23 protein-coding genes are annotated in these 18,193 nt (G+C 35.9%); 17 read left to right on the top strand and 6 right to left on the bottom strand.

Features of this window, described 5'->3' with window-relative positions; all coding sequences use genetic code 11:
* Nucleotides 1–124: 124 nt before the first annotated feature.
* The gene (locus tag AC0IXC_RS14430; RefSeq protein ID WP_471652989.1) at nucleotides 125–1,222 is read right to left on the bottom strand and encodes a flagellin N-terminal helical domain-containing protein; all 1,098 of its coding nucleotides are present in this window, start codon (nucleotides 1,220–1,222) and stop codon (nucleotides 125–127) included.
* A gap of 256 nt (nucleotides 1,223–1,478) precedes the next feature.
* Here AC0IXC_RS14430 and AC0IXC_RS14425 point away from each other — a divergent pair, with 256 nt between their 5' ends.
* From AC0IXC_RS14425 to AC0IXC_RS14345, 17 genes are all read left to right on the top strand, one after another.
* On the top strand, nucleotides 1,479–2,270 hold the full coding sequence (locus tag AC0IXC_RS14425) for a transglycosylase SLT domain-containing protein (protein WP_471652988.1): 792 nt from the start codon (nucleotides 1,479–1,481) through the stop codon (nucleotides 2,268–2,270).
* 62 nt (nucleotides 2,271–2,332) lie between these two features.
* The gene (locus AC0IXC_RS14420) at nucleotides 2,333–2,557 is read left to right on the top strand and encodes a flagellar motor switch protein FliN (RefSeq protein WP_000775712.1); all 225 of its coding nucleotides are present in this window, start codon (nucleotides 2,333–2,335) and stop codon (nucleotides 2,555–2,557) included.
* 14 nt (nucleotides 2,558–2,571) lie between these two features.
* On the top strand, nucleotides 2,572–3,558 hold the full coding sequence (gene fliM / locus AC0IXC_RS14415; protein ID WP_201034968.1) for a flagellar motor switch protein FliM: 987 nt from the start codon (nucleotides 2,572–2,574) through the stop codon (nucleotides 3,556–3,558).
* Between the two features lie 10 nt (nucleotides 3,559–3,568).
* Nucleotides 3,569–3,928, top strand: coding sequence for a flagellar motor switch protein FliN (fliN, locus tag AC0IXC_RS14410; RefSeq protein WP_002011996.1), 360 nt, complete (start codon nucleotides 3,569–3,571; stop codon nucleotides 3,926–3,928).
* 12 nt (nucleotides 3,929–3,940) lie between these two features.
* On the top strand, nucleotides 3,941–4,261 hold the full coding sequence (locus AC0IXC_RS14405) for a hypothetical protein (protein ID WP_000121176.1): 321 nt from the start codon (nucleotides 3,941–3,943) through the stop codon (nucleotides 4,259–4,261).
* Nucleotides 4,258–5,016 carry a flagellar type III secretion system pore protein FliP gene (locus tag AC0IXC_RS14400; protein WP_002126633.1) on the top strand — a complete coding sequence of 253 codons (759 nt, stop codon included), beginning with the start codon at nucleotides 4,258–4,260 and terminating at the stop codon, nucleotides 5,014–5,016. The genes AC0IXC_RS14405 and AC0IXC_RS14400 overlap by 4 nt, the downstream gene beginning before the upstream one ends.
* A gap of 33 nt (nucleotides 5,017–5,049) precedes the next feature.
* Entirely contained in the window at nucleotides 5,050–5,325 is a 276-nt protein-coding gene (locus tag AC0IXC_RS14395; protein WP_002011993.1) for a flagellar biosynthetic protein FliQ, read from the top strand.
* Between the two features lie 15 nt (nucleotides 5,326–5,340).
* On the top strand, nucleotides 5,341–6,102 hold the full coding sequence (locus tag AC0IXC_RS14390; RefSeq protein WP_471652987.1) for a flagellar biosynthetic protein FliR: 762 nt from the start codon (nucleotides 5,341–5,343) through the stop codon (nucleotides 6,100–6,102).
* Between the two features lie 10 nt (nucleotides 6,103–6,112).
* Nucleotides 6,113–7,159: a flagellar type III secretion system protein FlhB gene (gene flhB, locus AC0IXC_RS14385; protein ID WP_016092913.1), complete on the top strand. Its 1,047-nt coding sequence runs from the start codon at nucleotides 6,113–6,115 to the stop codon at nucleotides 7,157–7,159.
* A gap of 23 nt (nucleotides 7,160–7,182) precedes the next feature.
* Nucleotides 7,183–9,249 carry a flagellar biosynthesis protein FlhA gene (gene flhA, locus AC0IXC_RS14380; RefSeq protein WP_215591097.1) on the top strand — a complete coding sequence of 689 codons (2,067 nt, stop codon included), beginning with the start codon at nucleotides 7,183–7,185 and terminating at the stop codon, nucleotides 9,247–9,249.
* Between the two features lie 14 nt (nucleotides 9,250–9,263).
* Complete coding sequence (gene flhF / locus AC0IXC_RS14375) at nucleotides 9,264–10,574, top strand: flagellar biosynthesis protein FlhF (RefSeq protein ID WP_215591098.1); 1,311 nt, start codon at nucleotides 9,264–9,266, stop codon at nucleotides 10,572–10,574.
* A gap of 43 nt (nucleotides 10,575–10,617) precedes the next feature.
* Entirely contained in the window at nucleotides 10,618–11,391 is a 774-nt protein-coding gene (locus AC0IXC_RS14370; protein WP_033716436.1) for a flagellar basal-body rod protein FlgG, read from the top strand.
* A gap of 169 nt (nucleotides 11,392–11,560) precedes the next feature.
* Nucleotides 11,561–12,859, top strand: coding sequence for an NtaA/DmoA family FMN-dependent monooxygenase (locus tag AC0IXC_RS14365; protein ID WP_471652986.1), 1,299 nt, complete (start codon nucleotides 11,561–11,563; stop codon nucleotides 12,857–12,859).
* A gap of 177 nt (nucleotides 12,860–13,036) precedes the next feature.
* Nucleotides 13,037–13,873 (top strand): TrmB family transcriptional regulator, encoded by an 837-nt coding sequence (locus AC0IXC_RS14360; RefSeq protein WP_078204406.1) that lies wholly within the window; start codon nucleotides 13,037–13,039, stop codon nucleotides 13,871–13,873.
* A complete protein-coding gene (locus AC0IXC_RS14355; protein WP_002186218.1) occupies nucleotides 13,863–14,591 on the top strand; it encodes an AzlC family ABC transporter permease in 729 nt (242 codons plus the stop codon). The genes AC0IXC_RS14360 and AC0IXC_RS14355 overlap by 11 nt, the downstream gene beginning before the upstream one ends.
* A complete protein-coding gene (locus AC0IXC_RS14350) occupies nucleotides 14,582–14,893 on the top strand; it encodes an AzlD domain-containing protein (RefSeq protein WP_002086437.1) in 312 nt (103 codons plus the stop codon). Before AC0IXC_RS14355 ends, AC0IXC_RS14350 begins: the two co-directional genes overlap by 10 nt.
* 62 nt (nucleotides 14,894–14,955) lie before the next feature.
* Nucleotides 14,956–15,126: a DUF3951 domain-containing protein gene (locus tag AC0IXC_RS14345; RefSeq protein ID WP_002011981.1), complete on the top strand. Its 171-nt coding sequence runs from the start codon at nucleotides 14,956–14,958 to the stop codon at nucleotides 15,124–15,126.
* A 25-nt stretch (nucleotides 15,127–15,151) separates the two neighbouring features.
* Here the strand turns inward: AC0IXC_RS14345 and AC0IXC_RS14340 are convergent, their stop codons facing one another.
* The 5 genes from AC0IXC_RS14340 to AC0IXC_RS14320 all read right to left on the bottom strand — a co-directional run bounded on the left by AC0IXC_RS14340 (nucleotide 15,152) and on the right by AC0IXC_RS14320 (nucleotide 18,107).
* Nucleotides 15,152–15,511, bottom strand: coding sequence for a hypothetical protein (locus AC0IXC_RS14340; protein WP_002126648.1), 360 nt, complete (start codon nucleotides 15,509–15,511; stop codon nucleotides 15,152–15,154).
* A gap of 14 nt (nucleotides 15,512–15,525) precedes the next feature.
* Complete coding sequence (locus AC0IXC_RS14335; RefSeq protein WP_002168711.1) at nucleotides 15,526–16,116, bottom strand: dienelactone hydrolase family protein; 591 nt, start codon at nucleotides 16,114–16,116, stop codon at nucleotides 15,526–15,528.
* Between the two features lie 2 nt (nucleotides 16,117–16,118).
* The gene (locus AC0IXC_RS14330; protein WP_002126653.1) at nucleotides 16,119–16,454 is read right to left on the bottom strand and encodes an antibiotic biosynthesis monooxygenase family protein; all 336 of its coding nucleotides are present in this window, start codon (nucleotides 16,452–16,454) and stop codon (nucleotides 16,119–16,121) included.
* Nucleotides 16,455–16,646: 192 nt separating this feature from the next.
* Nucleotides 16,647–16,826, bottom strand: a complete 180-nt coding sequence (locus tag AC0IXC_RS14325) for an H-type small acid-soluble spore protein (RefSeq protein WP_001025736.1) — start codon at nucleotides 16,824–16,826, stop codon at nucleotides 16,647–16,649.
* Between the two features lie 66 nt (nucleotides 16,827–16,892).
* The gene (locus AC0IXC_RS14320) at nucleotides 16,893–18,107 is read right to left on the bottom strand and encodes a helix-turn-helix domain-containing protein (RefSeq protein ID WP_002126655.1); all 1,215 of its coding nucleotides are present in this window, start codon (nucleotides 18,105–18,107) and stop codon (nucleotides 16,893–16,895) included.
* Nucleotides 18,108–18,193: the final 86 nt, after the last annotated feature.

Raw genomic sequence — 18,193 nt, 5'->3', positions numbered from 1 at the left:
TACGCATCGCTGATGCTCTCTTTCACCTAAAAAAAAGAAAGGTTTTACAAATAATTCATTTATATAGAAAAAATGAACCTCTCTGCAAGCAGAGAGGTTCATTCATGAAACTAACTCAAATGGCTTATTGTAATAATTTAGAAACCATTTGTGGAGTTTGGTTTGCTTGAGAAAGCATGCTGATACCAGCTTCGTTCAAGATCTTGAACTTAGTCATTTCAGACATTTCTTTCGCCATGTCAGCATCTTCGATTTGAGAAGCAGCTGAAGCCATAGAAGAAGATTGGCTCTTCAGGTTGTTTACGTTAAAGTCAAGACGGTTTAATGTAGCACCTAGAGTTGCACGGTTAGATGCAATGTTTTTAAGTGCTGTATCGATAGACGCGATTGCACCAGAAGCATCAGCTTTAAGATCTGAAGTTTCAAGTTTTGTTAATTTAGCAAATTCTTTACCTAAATCATTTGCTGCAGCTGTTGATGCAGCACCGTCTGTTGCTTTAGTGTAGGTTTCTAATTTTGCTTCGATTTTCTTTACATCATCTGCAGACATGAAAGATTTAACTTTGTCAAATTCTTCCATAGTAGCTTTTACTTTTGGATCAAGTAGCGCTTTAGTAGCATCTGTTGCCTTTCCAAGATTATCAAATGATGTTGTAGTTGTCTCATATGTTGTTTTGTTAACTTTATCAGTTCCGATAGATAAAGTATCAAGTTTTAATTCTTTAGTGGATACATTAGATAAGTTAATGTTAATTTGTTTACTTGTATCAGCGTTATCTAATGTTTGAATTGCGATTTCTGTATTTGAACCATCTAATAATTTTTTGTCATTGAACTCAGTGTTTGTAGAAATATAATCGATTTGCTCTTTTAATGCATCAAATTCTTTGTTTAATGCAGCTTGGTTTTCATTAGTATTTGTACCATTTGCAGATTGGTTTGCAAGGTCACGCATACGAAGTAAGATGTTAGATACTGAGTTCATTGCTGAATCAGCTGTACGGATTAATGAAATACCGTCTTGTGTGTTGTTAGCTGCAACTCCTAATCCGCTTTCACGAGCACGCATACGAGTTGCGATTGCAAGACCTGCTGCATCGTCAGAAGCGTTGTTGATACGTTTACCGCTTGATAAACGGTCCATAGCGTTGCTCATTTTTGCTTGGTTTTGGCGCATGTACTCTTGAGTACGCATGCTATTAATATTTGTATTGATTCTCATGTTAAGAACCCCCATTTTTTTATATTGACTTTTCTGCAAATTGAAAAACGGTAATATGCGAAAAAATCGATTTCGAGATTTATTGTAATCCTTGCTACAACGGGTGTCAACTAAAAATTCGAATTAATGAATATAAAAAAATAACAGTTTAACAATCTATTCATTTTTTTATTACAATATTATTAAAAGGATTATTGCAAACTTTTTAAAAAAACTCTAATATTAGATTATCTTTGTTTACCGAAAAGGTGATATTATGGTAGTTGGAAATATAGTAAAAGAAGTTCTTGCATATAAAAAAGGACAAATTCAGCAAAAGTTAAGTAGTCCGCAAGCGTTCGTTAGTAGCCGTTTTCAAGATCAATTGCAGAGTGAATCTGCGAAGGAGACGAAAGTTGCTAAAGAGCCGGCAAAAGTAGAAGATATGAGTCAGCCGGTACAATCTACGAAAATAGAAACGGTTGTTAATAAACCGGAAGAATCTATTAATAAAGTAGAGGAAGCGAGTAAGCCTGAGGAGACGGAGAAAGCTGAAACGAAGAAAGTAGATGAAGTGCAAGTCGCACAAAAAGAGTTTGAACGACGTTTCCCAGAAACGAAAAATGAGCCTGCTGATACGTGGGAATTAACGAAGAAGTATAATATTCAAAAAATACGTTCTTCCAATGAAGGTAAGTATGAGGATATTATTGATCGCGCTAGTCATACATACGGAATTCCGAAAACGTTAATTCAAAAAATGATTGAAGTGGAGTCTAATTTTAATCCGAAAACGGTGTCACATGCAGGGGCGATGGGGCTTATGCAACTTATGCCAGCGAATGTGAAAGAGATGGGTATAAAAAATCCATTTTCACCAGCTGAAAGTATTGAAGGCGGCGTGAAAGAGTTAAGCGGTTATTTAAAGAAAAATAACGGTGATCTCGTATTGGCGCTTGCTTCTTATAATGCTGGTCCTGGTAATGTGAGAAAGTACGGGGGCGTACCGCCATTTAAAGAAACGCAAGGATATATTAAAAAAATATTAAATATCGACGTTTCAAAATAAGAAATTTCATATATAGAGAGAACATGAAATTTTTGTGAACATGATATGGGAGTTGGCTAGATTTGAAATTACAAGATGATATTCCGTTAACAATTTATTTTGAAATCGGAAATACGAAAAAGAAAATTGAAGATCTGCTTCATATTACGAAAGGTACATTGTATCGTCTTGAAAATTCAACGAAAAATACGGTGCGTCTTATGCTTGAGAATGAAGAGATTGGAACCGGAAAGATTTTGACGAAGAATGGGAAAATGTATGTCGAAATCGTTGAATTGAAAAGGTAGGGAAGGGGATTGTCATGAGTGGCGAAAAATTAAGCCAAGAGCAAATTGATGCCCTGCTGAAGGCGGTGAATGAAGGCGAGGAAATGCCAGCTTTCGCACAAGAAGCAGGGAAGCAAGATAAATTTCAAGAGTATGATTTTAATAGACCAGAGAAATTTGGTGTTGAACATTTACGTAGTTTGCAGGCGATTGCGTCTACATTTGGAAAGCAGACGTCACAGACGTTGTCAGCTCGTATGCGTATTCCAATTGAACTAGAGCCTTCGGCCGTTGAGCAAGTTCCATTTACGAGTGAGTATGTAGAGAAAATGCCGAAAGATTATTATTTATATTGCGTTATTGATCTAGGTTTACCAGAGCTTGGAGAAATTGTTATTGAGATTGATTTAGCGTTCGTTATATATATTCATGAATGCTGGCTTGGCGGAGATAGTAAGCGTAACTTTACGATGCGTAGACCGCTAACGGCGTTTGAATTTTTAACGCTTGATAATATATTCTTGCTTCTTTGTAAAAATTTAGAGCAATCATTTGAAAGTGTTGTTGCGATTGAACCGAAGTTTGTAACGACGGAGACAGATCCGAATGCACTTAAGATTACGACGGCAAGCGATATTATTTCATTACTGAACGTAAATATGAAAACAGAGTTTTGGAATACGACGGTTCGTATTGGAATTCCGTTCTTATCTGTTGAAGAAATTATGGATAAGTTAACGTCTGAAAATATTGTCGAACATTCTTCGGATAAGCGTAAAAAGTATACGTCTGAAGTAGAAGTGAAAGTAAATCAAGTGTACAAACCTGTTCACGTTGCGATTGGTGAGCAAAAGATGACGATTGGTGAGATTGAGAAAGTTGAAGAAGGCGATATTATTCCGCTTCATACGAAAGTTTCAGATCAACTACGTGGTTATGTAGATGGGAAACATAAATTTAATTGTTTTATTGGGAAAGATGGAACGCGTAAGGCGCTCCTATTTAAAAGTTTTATAGAGTAGGAGGATCCATATGAAGCATGAAGTATCTCCTGTGTCATTAATGGGATTAGAAGAATTTGCAGGGAAGCGAAATGAAGCGGGGAAGGCACATATTGATACCGTTTCAGACATTTCGATTGAACTTGGAGTAAAGCTTGGGAAGTCATCTATTACGCTTGGTGATGTGAAGCAGTTAAAAGTTGGCGATGTTCTTGAAGTAGAGAAAAATTTAGGACATAAAGTAGATGTATATTTAAGTGATATGAAAGTCGGTATTGGTGAGGCAATCGTAATGGACGAGAAGTTTGGCATTATTATTTCTGAAATTGAAGCTGATAAGAAACATGCAGCGCTTATGAAGGCACAAAATCAAATGCAGGATAAAGAGTAGAGGAGGAGTCATATGTCGTATATGACGACCTTATTTCAAGTCGTTTTACTGTTTGGTGCGCTCGGCTATGGTGCATATTATATGACGAAAAAGACGCGCAAACAGCAGTTTTTTAAGCAAGGTGAAAATGGACACATTCAAGTGAAAGACGGTGTTTATTTAAATCATCAAACGAGCGCCTTTTTATTTGAAGTGGACGGAAAGCAAGTGTTCACTGTTATTAGTAATAACGGTGTACAATCTGTGCAGTTAACAGGAACAGGAAATCAGTTTCAACAAGCGTTAGAAGACGCGGTGAAGAGTGAAACGAAAAAAGTAGAGGATCCATCATGAGAATAAAGAAACAGTTATCGTTATTTGCCGTTATTTTCGCATTTTCTATTATTTTTTCATTTGTTTTTGTAAATCCAGCGTATGCAGCCCCGAACGGCTTTATTAATTTCGAAAATGGAAAAGAGTTTACGAGTAATTCAAGTGTACAACTATTCGCGCTCGTTACCCTTCTATCATTATCTTCTTCTATCGTTCTTTTATTTACGCATTTTACTTATTTTATGATTGTTCTTGGGATTACTCGTCAAGGGCTTGGGGTTATGAATTTACCACCGAACCAAGTGCTTGTTGGACTCGCATTATTTTTATCGCTATTTACGATGCAGCCAGTGCTTGGTCAATTAAAGAGTGATGTGTGGGACCCGATGACGAAAGAAAAAATAACAGTAAGTCAAGCTGCGGAAACGACAGCTCCGATTATGAAAGATTATATGTCGAAGCATACGTATAAGCATGATTTGAAAATGATGCTGAAAGTGCGCGGAGAAGAGTTGCCGAAAGATTTAAAGGATCTTTCACTGTTTACGCTTGTGCCATCCTTTACGTTAACGCAAATTCAAAAAGGTTTACTTACAGGGATGTTCATTTATTTAGCGTTTGTCTTTATTGATTTAATTATTAGTACACTTTTAATGTACCTTGGGATGATGATGGTACCGCCGATGATTTTAAGTTTACCATTTAAAATACTCGTTTTCGTATATTTAGGTGGATATACAAAAATCGTCGATATTATGTTTAAGACGGTCGCCTGAAGCGTTTGATGCTATGTGATAGGAGTCATATAAATGAATACGTCACCAATTATAGATATTTTCCAAACCTTTTTTTATAAAGGGGTTATGATTTTAATGCCGATTGCCGTTGTAAGTATGATTGTCGTTATTATTATCGCGGTTATTATGGCGATGATGCAAATTCAAGAGCAAACGCTGACGTTTTTACCGAAAATGGCGAGTATTGTGCTCGTTATTATCATTTTAGGTCCGTGGATGTTTCAAGAGTTAACGATGCTTATTTTAGATTTATTTGATAAAATCCCATCGCTATTGCGTTCGTACTAAGATAGGTGAACTGAAATGAATATGGAATTATGGGCGGCGACGTTTTTTGCGTTTTGTCGCATTACTTCATTTTTATATTTTCTACCGTTTTTCTCAGGCCGATCAATTCCGGCGATGGCAAAGGTTACATTTGGACTCGCTCTTTCGATTACAGTGGCAGATCAAGTGGATGTCTCTCACATAAAGACAGTTTGGGATGTAGCAGCTTATGCAGGAACGCAAATTGTAATTGGATTATCACTTTCAAAAATTGTAGAGATGCTGTGGAACATTCCGAAAATGGCAGGGCATATTTTAGACTTTGATATCGGTTTATCACAGGCGAGTTTATTTGATGTAAATGCAGGGTCACAGTCCACTTTGCTATCAACAATTTTTGATATATTTTTTCTTATTATTTTTATTTCACTGGGCGGCATTAACTATTTCGTTGCCACGATTTTAAAGTCGTTTCAATATACAGAGGCGATTTCAAAATTGTTGACGAATAGTTTTTTAGATAGTCTACTTGCAACGTTATTATTTGCAATTACATCAGCGGTTGAAATTGCTTTGCCACTTATGGGCAGTCTATTCATTATTAATTTCGTCCTTATTTTAATCGCAAAAAATGCACCGCAATTAAACGTTTTTATGAATGCGTACGTAATTAAAATAACGTGTGGTATTTTGTTTATTGCGATGAGTGTACCGATGCTCGGTTATGTGTTTAAAAATATGACAGACGTATTACTGGAAGAGTATACGAAACTATTTAACTTTTTCTTAACGAAGTAGGGGGACGCGCATGGCAAAGGATAATAAAACAGAAAAGGCCACCCCGCAGAAGCGTAAAAAATCGCGTGAAGAAGGGAATATCGCCCGGAGTAAAGATTTAAATAATTTATTTTCCATTCTTGTATTAGCAGTTGTCGTTTACTTTTTCGGAGATTGGCTCGGCTATGAGATTGCACATTCCGTAGCGGTACTGTTTGATCAAATTGGAAAAAATACAGATTCGACCGAGTATTTTTATTTAATGGGTATATTACTTCTGAAAGTATCGGCTCCTATATTAATACTTGTATATGCTTTTCATTTGTTCAATTATATGATTCAAGTTGGTTTCTTATTTTCTTCTAAAGTACTTAAGCCGAAAGCATCACGTATTAATCCGAAAAACTATTTTACGAGATTGTTTAGTCGTAAAAGTTTAGTAGATATTTTGAAATCACTGTTTTATATGGGATTAATCGGTTACGTTTCGTACGTTCTCTTTAAAAAGAATTTAGAGAAAATCGTTAGTATGATTGGATTTAACTGGACAGCGTCACTTACTGAAATTATTAGCCAAATTAAATTTATCTTTTTAGCCATTTTAATTATTTTAATCGTTCTTTCTATTATTGATTTCATTTATCAAAAATGGGAGTACGAACAAGATATTAAGATGAAAAAAGAAGAAGTGAAAAGGGAGCATAAAGATAATGAAGGGGACCCGCAAGTAAAGGGGAAACGAAAAAACTTTATGCATGCCATCTTGCAAGGGACAATTGCGAAGAAGATGGATGGTGCAACGTTTATTGTGAACAACCCGACGCACATTTCAGTTGTGCTTCGTTACAATAAACAAGTTGACGCAGCGCCTATTGTCGTTGCAAAAGGGGAAGATGAGCTCGCATTATATATACGAACGCTTGCCCGTGAACAAGAAATACCAATGGTAGAGAACCGTCCGCTCGCTCGTTCTTTATATTATCAAGTCGAGGAAGACAGGGCGATTCCAGAAGATTTATATGTAGCTGTAATTGAAGTTATGCGCTATTTAATTCAAACGAAAGAACTTGAAGTATAATAGCGCGTTTGGAGGGGATCTCTTTGTTTAAGATGGATTCTGCAAGAACCTATTTTTCTATCTTTTTAGCAGCGTCATTCGTTGTGGCGCTCTTAATTCCACTTCCACCATTTATACTTGATATCGTTATCGTTTTTCTACTAAGTATGTCAGTGCTTATTTATATGCGAGCTACAAGTATTAACGAGTGGGATGAATTAAAGTCATTTCCGACGATGTTGTTATTAATCGGGATTTTCCGCGTATCGATTAACGTTTCGACGACGCGAGCGATTTTAACAGACGGAAATGCGGGTCATGTTATTGAAGAGTTCGGCCAGTTCGTAATTGGCGGAAACTTATTAATTGGTATCGTTATTTTTATAGTATTAATCATATTCCAGTTTATCGTTGCAAACGGTGCGTCTCGTACAGCTGAAGTAGCAGCTCGTTTTACACTTGATTCTTTACCAGGGAAACAAATGTCTATCGATGCTGACTTGAATCAGCGTCTTATTACAGAAAAAGATGCACAGGCGAAACGAAAAAAATTAAATATGGAAACAGAGTTTTACGGAGCGATGGATGGTGCCGGAAAGTTCATTAAAGGGGACGTTATTTTCGGGATTGTCATTTTATTCGTAAACATTATTTTCGGCTTAATTGTTGGTATGATGCAGCAAGGAATGAGCTTTGCAGATGCGGCTATTCACTATACACAGTTAACTGTCGGTGACGGAATTGTAAACCAAATCGGTTCGTTAATGCTTGCGATTTCAACAGGTATTATCGTAACGCGTGTATTTGACGGTTCAGCTGATACAGTAACTGAAGGAATCTTTAAAGAGTTATTAGCGCATGAAGTTGTTGTATATGCACTCGGTGGTTTATTTATCGCAATGGGTGTTTTTACACCGCTACCATTTTTACCATTTGCTCTCGTTGGAGGCACGATTATTTTCTTAGGAGTTCGTAATAAAAAGCGAATAAAGAAAGAAAAAGAAGACGAGCTTCAAAAAGAATTAGAAATGATTCAAGGCGATGAAGAGCAACTGCAGCAAGTGGAAGATTCATTCGGCGTCTTTACGGATAAATATCCAATTATTGTAGAGCTCGGTTTAGATTTAGCGGCACTTGTAAAGCAGAAGATTAACGGGGAAACAGCTCGTGATAAAGTTGTTCTTATGAGGAAGTCGATTATTACTGACCTTGGTATTAACGTTCCTGGAATTAACTTTAAAGATAATACGAGCTTTAGACCACGCGGACGTTACATTATTCGTATTAAAGGTGCGAAAGCGGCTGAAGGTGTTTTAAAATCAGGTTATTTACTAGCACTGAAAACACCGAATGTAATGGCTGATTTAGATGCAGAACCAGCGAAAGATCCAATTTTTGGTGAAGATGGATATTGGATTTTGGAGCATATGGTACAAGATGCACAAATGAAAGGCTATCAAGTGTTAGAGCCGCTCAGCATATTAATTACGCATTTAGATGTTGTCGTTAGACGTAATCTTCATGAGTTAATTCAGCGTCAACATGTGAAAGACTTGATTAACTCGCTTGAAACTGATAATGGCGTTTTATTAGAAGAAATTAAGAAGAAAGAAATCGATTTATCACTCGTGCAAAATGTTATTAAACAACTTCTGAAAGAAGGAATTTCAATTCGTGATTTACCAACAATTATTGAAGGTATTATTGACGGGAAAGAAATTTATCAAAACCATGTTGATGGTGTCACTGCATTTGTTCGTGAATGTATTTCAAAAGTTATTTGTGAGAGTGCGAAAAATCCTGATGGAAAAATTTATGCGGCACTCTTCGCTGACTCGCTTGAGTTAGATGCGGATGTTGTTAATAATTCATACCAAGGTTATTTATTAAACTGGGATTTAGATTTAGAAACGCGAGTAGTAGAGCAAGTACAGCGCGTTTTCAAACAAGCTCGTTTAATGGGACGAGAGCCAGTATTATTAACGCGTAGAAAAGATTTCAGGTTTGCGATTGTGAGACTTCTTGAACGTTATCAAATAGAAGCTAAAGTATTATGTATTAGTGAATTGGCACCAGAAATTGTTGTAGATCAAATTGCTTATATTGAATAGTAGGAGGTGAAGTAATGGAAAGTACAGAAAAAAAAGAAGCGTTAATGCGAATAAAAGCAGCTTCGAAAAATGAATTGTATCGAAAATTATTTGACCAATATGGTACAGATTATTACTACGTTGTCGATGAAAGTGTAAAACGAAATATCCCGTTTTTTTGGAAAAAGAATTATGAAATGTTAGTCGCTTTTCCTGAAGGTAAACAGGATGAAAATAGTGAAGGAACAACTCAATTTCATGAGCAATTAATGGATGTTGTAAATGAACCTTCAGAAGAAATTGTGAAGGCAAATGGAATTCAATCGGTACTGCACAATTTAGAAAACGTAACGACTTCTATGTCATACGCAGCGATGCAAACAGGCAATAGTGAAGAATGGGCAAGAAAAAAAGAGAAACTATTACAACTGTTTGAAAAAGGTATTGTCGTTGTGAAACGTACGGAGGAGACGAAAGTAGCTAAAAAACAGCCTGTTGTGAAACAAGCTATTCCTGTAAAGAAAGAAGAAGTAGTTATAAAAAAAGAAAAACAGGAATCTGTACCATTTATTATTCAAAAAGTAATTCGGATGTTAGAACAAAACGATGTGGAACAATATTTCATTCATGCATATGCTGAAAAATTAAAAGTGAAGTTTGAGAATGCAACGATGATTACAGAAGAAGAAGTCATCGGATACATATTGGAAGATATGAGATCTCATTTCAATACTGAAAACGTATTTGAAAAAGAGGTACAAACAATTGCATTAATCGGTCCAACTGGCGTTGGAAAAACGACGACACTTGCGAAAATGGCGTGGCAGTTTCACGGTAAGAAAAAAACGGTTGGTTTTATTACAACAGACCACTCTCGCATCGGAACGGTACAGCAACTGCAAGATTACGTGAAAACAATTGGATCAGAAGTTATCGCTGTGCGGGATGAAGCCGCAATGGCACGGGCGCTTACTTATTTTAAAGAAGAAGCGCGCGTCGATTATATTTTAATAGATACAGCCGGAAAAAATTATCGTACGTCAGAAACGGTTGAAGAAATGATTGAGACGATGGGGCAAGTAGAGCCAGATTATATTTGTTTAACGTTATCAGCTTCTATGAAAAGTAAAGACATGATTGAAATTATTACGAACTTTAAAGATATTCATATTGATGGTATCGTGTTTACGAAATTTGATGAAACAGCAAGTAGTGGTGAATTGTTGAAAATTCCAGCAGTATCATCAGCTCCAATTGTATTAATGACAGACGGACAAGACGTGAAGCAACATATACATATCGCTACAGCTGAACATTTAGCAAAACAAATGTTACAAACATCGTAAGAAAAGAGGTGAAGAATAAGGCGCTTGCCTTATTCAAATGAGTATGAACGGTCTTTATATAGGTTCTATGGGTATGATGAATTACATGCAGCATATTAATGTTCATTCGAATAACGTCGCAAATGCCCAAACGACAGGATTTAAAGCAGAAAACATGACGTCTAAAGTATTTGATGTGCAAGACACATATCGCCGTGGAGACGGATCGGCGACAAATATCGGCTCGGTCGATTACGCTGTCGTACCAGCTGCGACGCATGTGAACTTAGTACAAGGAAATGTACAAATGACAAATAGTGCTACAGATTTCTTTTTAGACGACGGTGCGGCTGGCACATCATCATTTTTCGTTACATCTAAAAATGATGAAACATTTTTAACGAGAGACGGTAGTTTTACATTAAACAGTGATCGTTATTTACAAACAGCATCTGGTGCTTTCGTAATGGGTGAGAATAATGAACGTATTCGTATTCCAGAAGGAGCAAAGATAGCTGTACAAGCAGACGGTACATTATACGATGAAGTAACACAAAATAATATTGGCCGCTTGCAAACGAAAACAGTAGATGCAGAAACGAATGCTCGCCTTGTGCAACGAGAAAATAAAAGTTTTACACTAGCAGAAGGTAACCTCGCTGATTTACCGAACGGAACAGGAATAGTAAAAAATCATATGCTAGAAAATTCAAATGTGGATATGACGAAAGAGATGGCAGATCTTATGTCGAGTCAAAAAATGATTCAAGCATCGCAACGTATTATGACTTCGTTTGATAAAATTTATGAAAAAGAAGCAAATGAAATATTGAGATAAAAGACTCCCATTAGCGGGAGTCTTTTTTGTTATTGCATTTATTTCAGTAACATCATAAAATGATATTGATAATCATTATCATTTTATGTGTTATAAAAAATACAAGATGTGATGGTCGCATCACTTGTTTAACTAGGTGAATTAAAAACTAAGGGGAAGGTGTGTACATATGTCTACAAAAAAACAGCTTTGCATTGGACTATGTTTGATTTCTAGAAAGAAAGAACAAGAGAATGAGTTTGATTCGGGAATTGATGAGCAAGTAGAGTTAGCGAAGCTGGCAGAAAAATCGAAGTTAGATTTTGTTTTTAAAGCGGATTATTTAGTGGCACATCCAGATTTAATTGTACGTAATAAGGGGAATGTAATTTTAGATCCAACATTACTTTTTACTGCAATTGCTTATGCGACAGAAAAGATTGGAGTGGTTACGACCGCTTCAACATCATTTTATCCACCATATATACTAGCGAGGCAACTACAATCTTTAAATTGGATTAGTAACGGCCGAGTAGGATGGAACATTGTCACATCAATTGATGGTGCTGAAAACTTTGGTGAGGCAGGGATGCCACCATCTGAGGAACGATACGCGAAAGCGGCAGAATGTACAGAGTTAGTAAGAAAACTTTGGAGGAGTCATCCTTATGAAGTTTTGAAAGAAGACAACGCAGATGTAATTAGAGAGATGGTACAGCCAATTGAGCATCGTGGTGAGCATTTTGAGGTGAAAGGTCCACTTAATATCCCGCAACATATTTCTGGGGAAATGCCTTTATTTCAAGCGGGTGCTTCAGAGTTTGGCCGGAATTTCGCTGCTTCTGTTGCGGATGCAATTTTCGCCGCGATGCCAGATGTAGAATCAGGAATCGAACTTCGCCAAGATTTAAGAAGAAGAGCAGAAAAGCATGGCCGAAAGCAAGAGGATATACGTGTATTGCCTGGTTTATATTTCTTTATTGGCGATTCATATGAAGAAGCACTAGAAATGCACAGGCAAGCTCATCAACACCTTACAAAAGAGAAGAGGTACGCTTTACTCGAAATGGTTCTCGGATTAGACGTTAGAGGGATGCCATTAGAAAGTAAGGTTACTGAACATATGCTACCAAGTAGAAATCAAGCTGTACGTAGTAAAACGCATGCCCAATTATTACGGAATTTCATCATAAAAAATGAACCAACTGTTGAGCAAATACTAGAACGACCAGAAGTTGTTGGTTCTGCTCATTGGGTCGCTATTGGCACACCACAAGATGTTTGTAAGCAAATTATGGAAAGATTTGAAGCAGGGGCACTAGATGGATTTATTGCAATTCCAGGCGGTCCTCCAAAATCATTGGATTTATTCTTTAGTGAAGTCATTCCTTTATTCGTGAGAGCAGGTGTATTTAGAGAAGAGTATACAGGCTCAACCTTACGTGAGCATTTGGAGGGTAATATATCAAATGCTCTACAGTTGAAATAATTCCTTATGCACAAAAAGCCTTTCAAAAGAAGGCTTTTTATTTCGAATAAAAATTCGGAATTATCAGTTGACTTGTAGAGGCTTCTTTTTTATATTAGTAGGTATAGCAATAACTACTAATGGAAAGTGAAATCGTAGTTTTGAAATTAGAGCTATATAAATTGTGAGGGGTTACCGATGGATGAAATAATAAAGGAGTTACAAAAGTTAGGTTTTTCCCAGTACGAATGTAAAGCGTATATTGGACTATTAAAACATTATCCAGTAACAGGTTATGAAGTGAGTAAACAAACAGGCGTACCCCGTTCAATGATTTATGAAGTACTTGGCAAGTTGATGGATAAAGGAGCGGTGCATATCGTTCCTTCTGAACCAGTGAAATATGTACCAGTGCCAGCTACGGAATTAATGGATCGAATGCGAAAAGATTTTGAAAAGTCCTTTGAATTTTTAGACCGAAAATTAAATTGTTTAGAACAAGAGCGACAAATTGATGTAATTTCGCATATTCGCTCAAATGATCGTGTTTTGAAAGAAATATGCAATATAATTAATAGAGCAAAAGAAGAGTTATGGATTTCTGTATGGGAAGATCAAGTGCAAGAGATTGAGCCATTCATTCATCAAAAGGAAGCGGAAGGCGTACATATTTTTTCAATTTTATTTGGTGCTCCAGAAACAAAAATAGGAGCGACATTTCACCATAATTATATGACACCTCACGTCGTTGAAAAGAGAATGGGTGGTCATTTAACTGTTATCGCGCGTGATGGGGAAGAAGTATTAATTGCTAACTTTTCAAATGATAGCACTTCATGGGCCGTTACAACGTACGATCCAGCTTTAGTTCTCGTCGCTACAGAATATGTTCGACACGACATTATGGTGGAAGAGATTACGAAGGAGTTTGGAGCTGATAAATTAGATACATTATGGCGTGAAAACATAGATTTAGTTCATGTCGTAACAGGAAAACGTACTATGGAAGAAATGGAGGGAGATAATGGTGAATAAAGCTCAAGCACATATGACACTGCAGAGCGATGATTCATTTCAGCAAGGTGTAAAGGATTGTTTACCAACTGTATTTGGATATTTGAGCATCGGTATAGCGGCTGGTGTTATTGCGAAAACAGCAGGTTTCTCGATCATAGAAATTGCTTTTATGTCCACATTAATTTACGCAGGTTCTGCTCAGTTTATATTAGCGGGTATGTATGCAGCGGGTGCCCCAGCCTCGGCAATTATTTTTACTGTGTTCTTTGTTAATTTACGTCACTTATTAATGAGTGCTGCACTCGCACCTTACTTCACCAAGATACCTCTTTTTAAAAATTTAATAATTGGTTCGCAAATTACAGATGAAACTTTCGGCGTTGCAGTGCAACAAGCAGCACAAAAAGGCTATTTAGGCGAGAAATGGATGTTGGGACTTAATGTAACAGCATATTTAAATTGGATTTTAGCTACAGTTCTCGGAGGGCTTTTTGGAGAGTGGATACCAGATCCTCATACGTACGGAATGGATTATGCGTTACCAGCGATGTTTATCGGATTATTTGTACTTCAGCTAATAAGTAGTAAACCGAAACTAGCCATTCATCTAAGTGTTGCAATTGTAGCGATTATTATCGCATACGTTTCACACTTATTTATGCCAGATAGTATAGCAGTTATTATCGCAACACTTTTAGCTGCGACAATCGGGGTGGTGATTGAAAAATGGAAGTAAGATTGGACGTATTATTCCTTTTACTAGCAGCCGGAGCTGTCACACTCGTACCACGTATTTTACCTCTTCTCGTATTTAGTAAACTACAAATTCCAGACTGGGGTTTAAAATGGTTAAATTACATACCAATTGCGATATTAGCAGCACTTTTAGCACAAGTATTATTTATGCATGAGACAGTGCAGTGGGATTATATCATTGCGGCAATTCCTACATTTTTCGTAGCGATATATACTCGTAGTTTATTAGGAACAGTATTAACAGGAGTCATTGTAATTATTTTGTTACGTTTATTTTTCTAAAAAGGATTCAGCTCATATAATAGCGAAAGGTGTAATAACATGAAATATATAGGGGTGGTGTTATGATACTTTTAACGATAGGAGCAATATTGTTAACGTTGTTTATTTTTTTTATTATCGGCTTTATTACGTTTATGATGTTTGTTGATAAGGCGACACCTCAAATTTATTACACACCTTGTGAAACTATGACAATAAAATCTAAAGGTAAAAATAGAAGGAAGAAAAGTTGATGTTGGGCTTTTCTTCCTTTTATTTTTACATTCCTGAAAGAACTAACAACAATAATCCAAATAGAAAACTAATAGAAGAAAGGAAACCAATAGATATGGAAAAAATACGATTGTTCTTCCATTCGCGTGCGAAAACAATAAAGCCTAAAACGCAAAGGAAAAACCAAATAGGTAGAAATATAAATCGACTAACTTTCTCAGGTAGTAATGAATAAAAATTTGTTAAATATAATATCCAATTCGTAAAAAATAGAGCACATACGATGAATGATTGTAAGTATGGTCGGTTTAGAAAATTTCCTTTTTTAACCGTCATAAAAATGAGAGCTAATGCTGAAATGAAGGGAATTATTAGGAATATGAGTAAAAGTAATGTAAGTGACATATAAAACTCCTTTATCATATTGTTTGCGTAAGAAACGAATCTATTAGGTTGTATGCTTGCTTTGTAGAGTGCTCGTTATATTTTTCAGTGTACGGATTTAAAAATCCATGTTCACCGTGTAGTTGATTTATTTCTAATAAAGGATTATTTTGTTGCTGCAATGTTTGGATTAAAGAGGATACTGAAAAACTAGCTTCTTGTTTAGGGAAAATAAGTAATGTAGCACATGTAGGTTTAATGTGAACATAGTCACGTATACGGGAACCGTAACATCCAATGATAAAATCTATTTTTGGATTGTTACTACAGAGCCAAGCGATGGTAGCCCCAACACTAAAGCCGATAAGTCCTATATGCGTGTAATCATTTGAAAGGGTAGAAATTACCTCATTAATTTGTTCTTTCCCATAATCAAATCCAATATGATTCATAAAATATTGATATGCTTTTTCTTCATCACTATAATGAAATGAATTTTGTAATTGTAGAAGGTTAGGACAGAATACATCTAATATAGATGTAGTGAAGTGATCTATAACATGATGCATATGATCATTCACACCGTATATTTCATGAACAACAACGAGAGCTAGTTTTTTCTTCATAGTTACAATGTACCTCTCTGAAACTTATATTCTTTCTCAACAAGGCAGATGCGCAGGTGGAAATTTTCATACCATTGCTCACGGCCTCTTTTTTTCGCTTCTTTATGTAAGGCGTTCCTTTTCCAATTTTCAATTGCTTCAAGTGACTCCCAATAAGAAATTGTAATTCCGAGTCCCGAATTATCACGTGCACTTTCGACACCTAAAAATCCAGGTTGCTGTTTCGCAAGTTCCTCCATTTTTTCGGCAACGGTACTATAGTCTGTTGTATCATTCGATAGATTAGAAGTGAATATAACCGCGTAATAAGGGCTAGTTTTTTGTGGATTAGTTCCCATTATCTTTCCTCCTTAACATATATGGTACGAATGTTCAGTTCATAGTTTGTATTGTAGCACGTAATAACAAGAACAGAAGCAGGAAGCTTCTGTTCTTGTTCAGGTGCTGAAAAACAGGGGTGAGAAGGAATATACAAATTAAGTGATACAAAGTAAGAAAAATGCCACTTCAAAAAAAAGAAGTGGCATTTTTTATATTTCCTCTAAGCTATTAACTGGAACCGTTAATTCGCGTTTTGGATTTGTTACTTCATATATGCGGGCGGTTTCGTTGCTTTCATCGACGTGTTGAATCATAACAGGCATGCCTTGAAAACTGACATTGGCTTCTTCAGATGACTCGGAAAGCTCTTTTGCGCGTTGTATATTCATTTATATTCCTCCCATCATTATTATCTTTGCAAAAAAGGAGGAATAATATACCATTTCGAGACATTTTTAAAGTTTTTGTATTATTTGTAATGTTTCTTTAATAAAAGAAGAAAAGATGGAATCCGGGTAGGATTGTATCTTTTGAGCGGCTTCTGTAGCTTCCTTCAGAGCCCTTTTTTTATCGTTAAGTTTTACATAACAAAGGGCACGATATGCACCTGCTGTTGTAAGCCACGCTTGATCAAGTGGATGGTTCATATAATCCGGCATGATATCACGTTGCAATGCTTGTAAAGCTTCCTCGTAACGTTTCAATCCGTATAAAGCTTTTCCTTTTTCAAGATAATACAATCCGTCGTCTTGAAAAAGTGGCTCATCTTTTAGTTTCTCTCGAAATTGTTCTAGATGTTTTAATGCGATTGTATATTCATTAGTAATCGTGTTGTAGTAGTAAGCTTTTAAAATATCAATAATCGCAATGGATAGAGTATCTTCTGTAAAAATGGCAAATTGCTCAGATTTTTTTATGTAATATAAATATTGTTCTTTATCAGCTGTAATGACTTTTTGGTAAGATAAAATCCGATAAAATTCGTCTGTTTTAAAATATACTTGATGCTTTTTTGAAAACTCGAGTGCCTCTAATATTGTTTTTTCACATGTTTCATAATCGCCGCATGCTAGTAAAATGATGGCTTCATATAAACATAACTCGATATGTATAATGAGATCCATTTCTAAATGTTTCTCCTCATAATCATTTCTAATACTAGCTATAAGTTGTAAACATTCACCATACTTTTTACGTGTGAATATCGTAAAGGATAATTTTAATTTTGTTTCCGTACTGTCCCGGTATAACGTATATTTTTCAAAAATAGAAGTAGCCTTTTCAACGTAATATTCAATGTTGTAATCTTTCATAATCGCTGCAGCTGTTACAAATTGTTTATATAAACGAGCGGTATTTAAAGTAGAAGGTAGCTCTTTTTGAACGATAGGTAGTAAAGTCTCATATACTTCATCACATTTATTTGCCTTTATTAGTTGTTCCATTTGTTGAATGATTTCTACAATTTCTACATCATCTTCTTCTAGTAAAAAACTCGTTTCGCATCCAAGTTTTTCAGCGATGTATTGTAATGTTTTCATGGAAGGTGTAGCTTTTCCATTTTCAATTTGACTTAACATACTTTTTGTCAGTTCTGAACCTGCTAATTCAGTTTGAGTAAGCTTTTTTTCTTTTCGTAACGTTTTAATTTTCTCGCCGAGAGTAGCCATCATATGCTCCTTTATAATTAAAAAGTTAAATATAATTAAACTTTTCGTTGTAAAAATTGGAAAGTTTTATATATAATAAGTTTAAC

It is taken from the genome of Bacillus sp. AC266 (assembly GCF_979253805.1).
This window is presented reverse-complemented; position numbering and strand designations above follow the sequence as displayed.

What these genes read in the sequence shown, in the direction of transcription:
- AC0IXC_RS14430 (WP_471652989.1), bottom strand. Translation starts at nt 1,222, where the DNA reads ATGAGAATCAATACAAATATTAATAGCATGCGTACTCAAGAGTACATG.
- AC0IXC_RS14425 (WP_471652988.1), top strand. Translation starts at nt 1,479, where the DNA reads ATGGTAGTTGGAAATATAGTAAAAGAAGTTCTTGCATATAAAAAAGGA.
- fliM (WP_201034968.1), top strand. Translation starts at nt 2,572, where the DNA reads ATGAGTGGCGAAAAATTAAGCCAAGAGCAAATTGATGCCCTGCTGAAG.
- fliN (WP_002011996.1), top strand. Translation starts at nt 3,569, where the DNA reads ATGAAGCATGAAGTATCTCCTGTGTCATTAATGGGATTAGAAGAATTT.
- AC0IXC_RS14405 (WP_000121176.1), top strand. Translation starts at nt 3,941, where the DNA reads ATGTCGTATATGACGACCTTATTTCAAGTCGTTTTACTGTTTGGTGCG.
- AC0IXC_RS14400 (WP_002126633.1), top strand. Translation starts at nt 4,258, where the DNA reads ATGAGAATAAAGAAACAGTTATCGTTATTTGCCGTTATTTTCGCATTT.
- AC0IXC_RS14395 (WP_002011993.1), top strand. Translation starts at nt 5,050, where the DNA reads ATGAATACGTCACCAATTATAGATATTTTCCAAACCTTTTTTTATAAA.
- AC0IXC_RS14390 (WP_471652987.1), top strand. Translation starts at nt 5,341, where the DNA reads ATGAATATGGAATTATGGGCGGCGACGTTTTTTGCGTTTTGTCGCATT.
- flhB (WP_016092913.1), top strand. Translation starts at nt 6,113, where the DNA reads ATGGCAAAGGATAATAAAACAGAAAAGGCCACCCCGCAGAAGCGTAAA.
- flhF (WP_215591098.1), top strand. Translation starts at nt 9,264, where the DNA reads ATGGAAAGTACAGAAAAAAAAGAAGCGTTAATGCGAATAAAAGCAGCT.
- AC0IXC_RS14370 (WP_033716436.1), top strand. Translation starts at nt 10,618, where the DNA reads ATGAACGGTCTTTATATAGGTTCTATGGGTATGATGAATTACATGCAG.
- AC0IXC_RS14365 (WP_471652986.1), top strand. Translation starts at nt 11,561, where the DNA reads ATGTCTACAAAAAAACAGCTTTGCATTGGACTATGTTTGATTTCTAGA.
- AC0IXC_RS14360 (WP_078204406.1), top strand. Translation starts at nt 13,037, where the DNA reads ATGGATGAAATAATAAAGGAGTTACAAAAGTTAGGTTTTTCCCAGTAC.
- AC0IXC_RS14355 (WP_002186218.1), top strand. Translation starts at nt 13,863, where the DNA reads ATGGTGAATAAAGCTCAAGCACATATGACACTGCAGAGCGATGATTCA.
- AC0IXC_RS14350 (WP_002086437.1), top strand. Translation starts at nt 14,582, where the DNA reads ATGGAAGTAAGATTGGACGTATTATTCCTTTTACTAGCAGCCGGAGCT.
- AC0IXC_RS14345 (WP_002011981.1), top strand. Translation starts at nt 14,956, where the DNA reads ATGATACTTTTAACGATAGGAGCAATATTGTTAACGTTGTTTATTTTT.
- AC0IXC_RS14340 (WP_002126648.1), bottom strand. Translation starts at nt 15,511, where the DNA reads ATGTCACTTACATTACTTTTACTCATATTCCTAATAATTCCCTTCATT.
- AC0IXC_RS14335 (WP_002168711.1), bottom strand. Translation starts at nt 16,116, where the DNA reads ATGAAGAAAAAACTAGCTCTCGTTGTTGTTCATGAAATATACGGTGTG.
- AC0IXC_RS14330 (WP_002126653.1), bottom strand. Translation starts at nt 16,454, where the DNA reads ATGGGAACTAATCCACAAAAAACTAGCCCTTATTACGCGGTTATATTC.
- AC0IXC_RS14325 (WP_001025736.1), bottom strand. Translation starts at nt 16,826, where the DNA reads ATGAATATACAACGCGCAAAAGAGCTTTCCGAGTCATCTGAAGAAGCC.
- AC0IXC_RS14320 (WP_002126655.1), bottom strand. Translation starts at nt 18,107, where the DNA reads ATGGCTACTCTCGGCGAGAAAATTAAAACGTTACGAAAAGAAAAAAAG.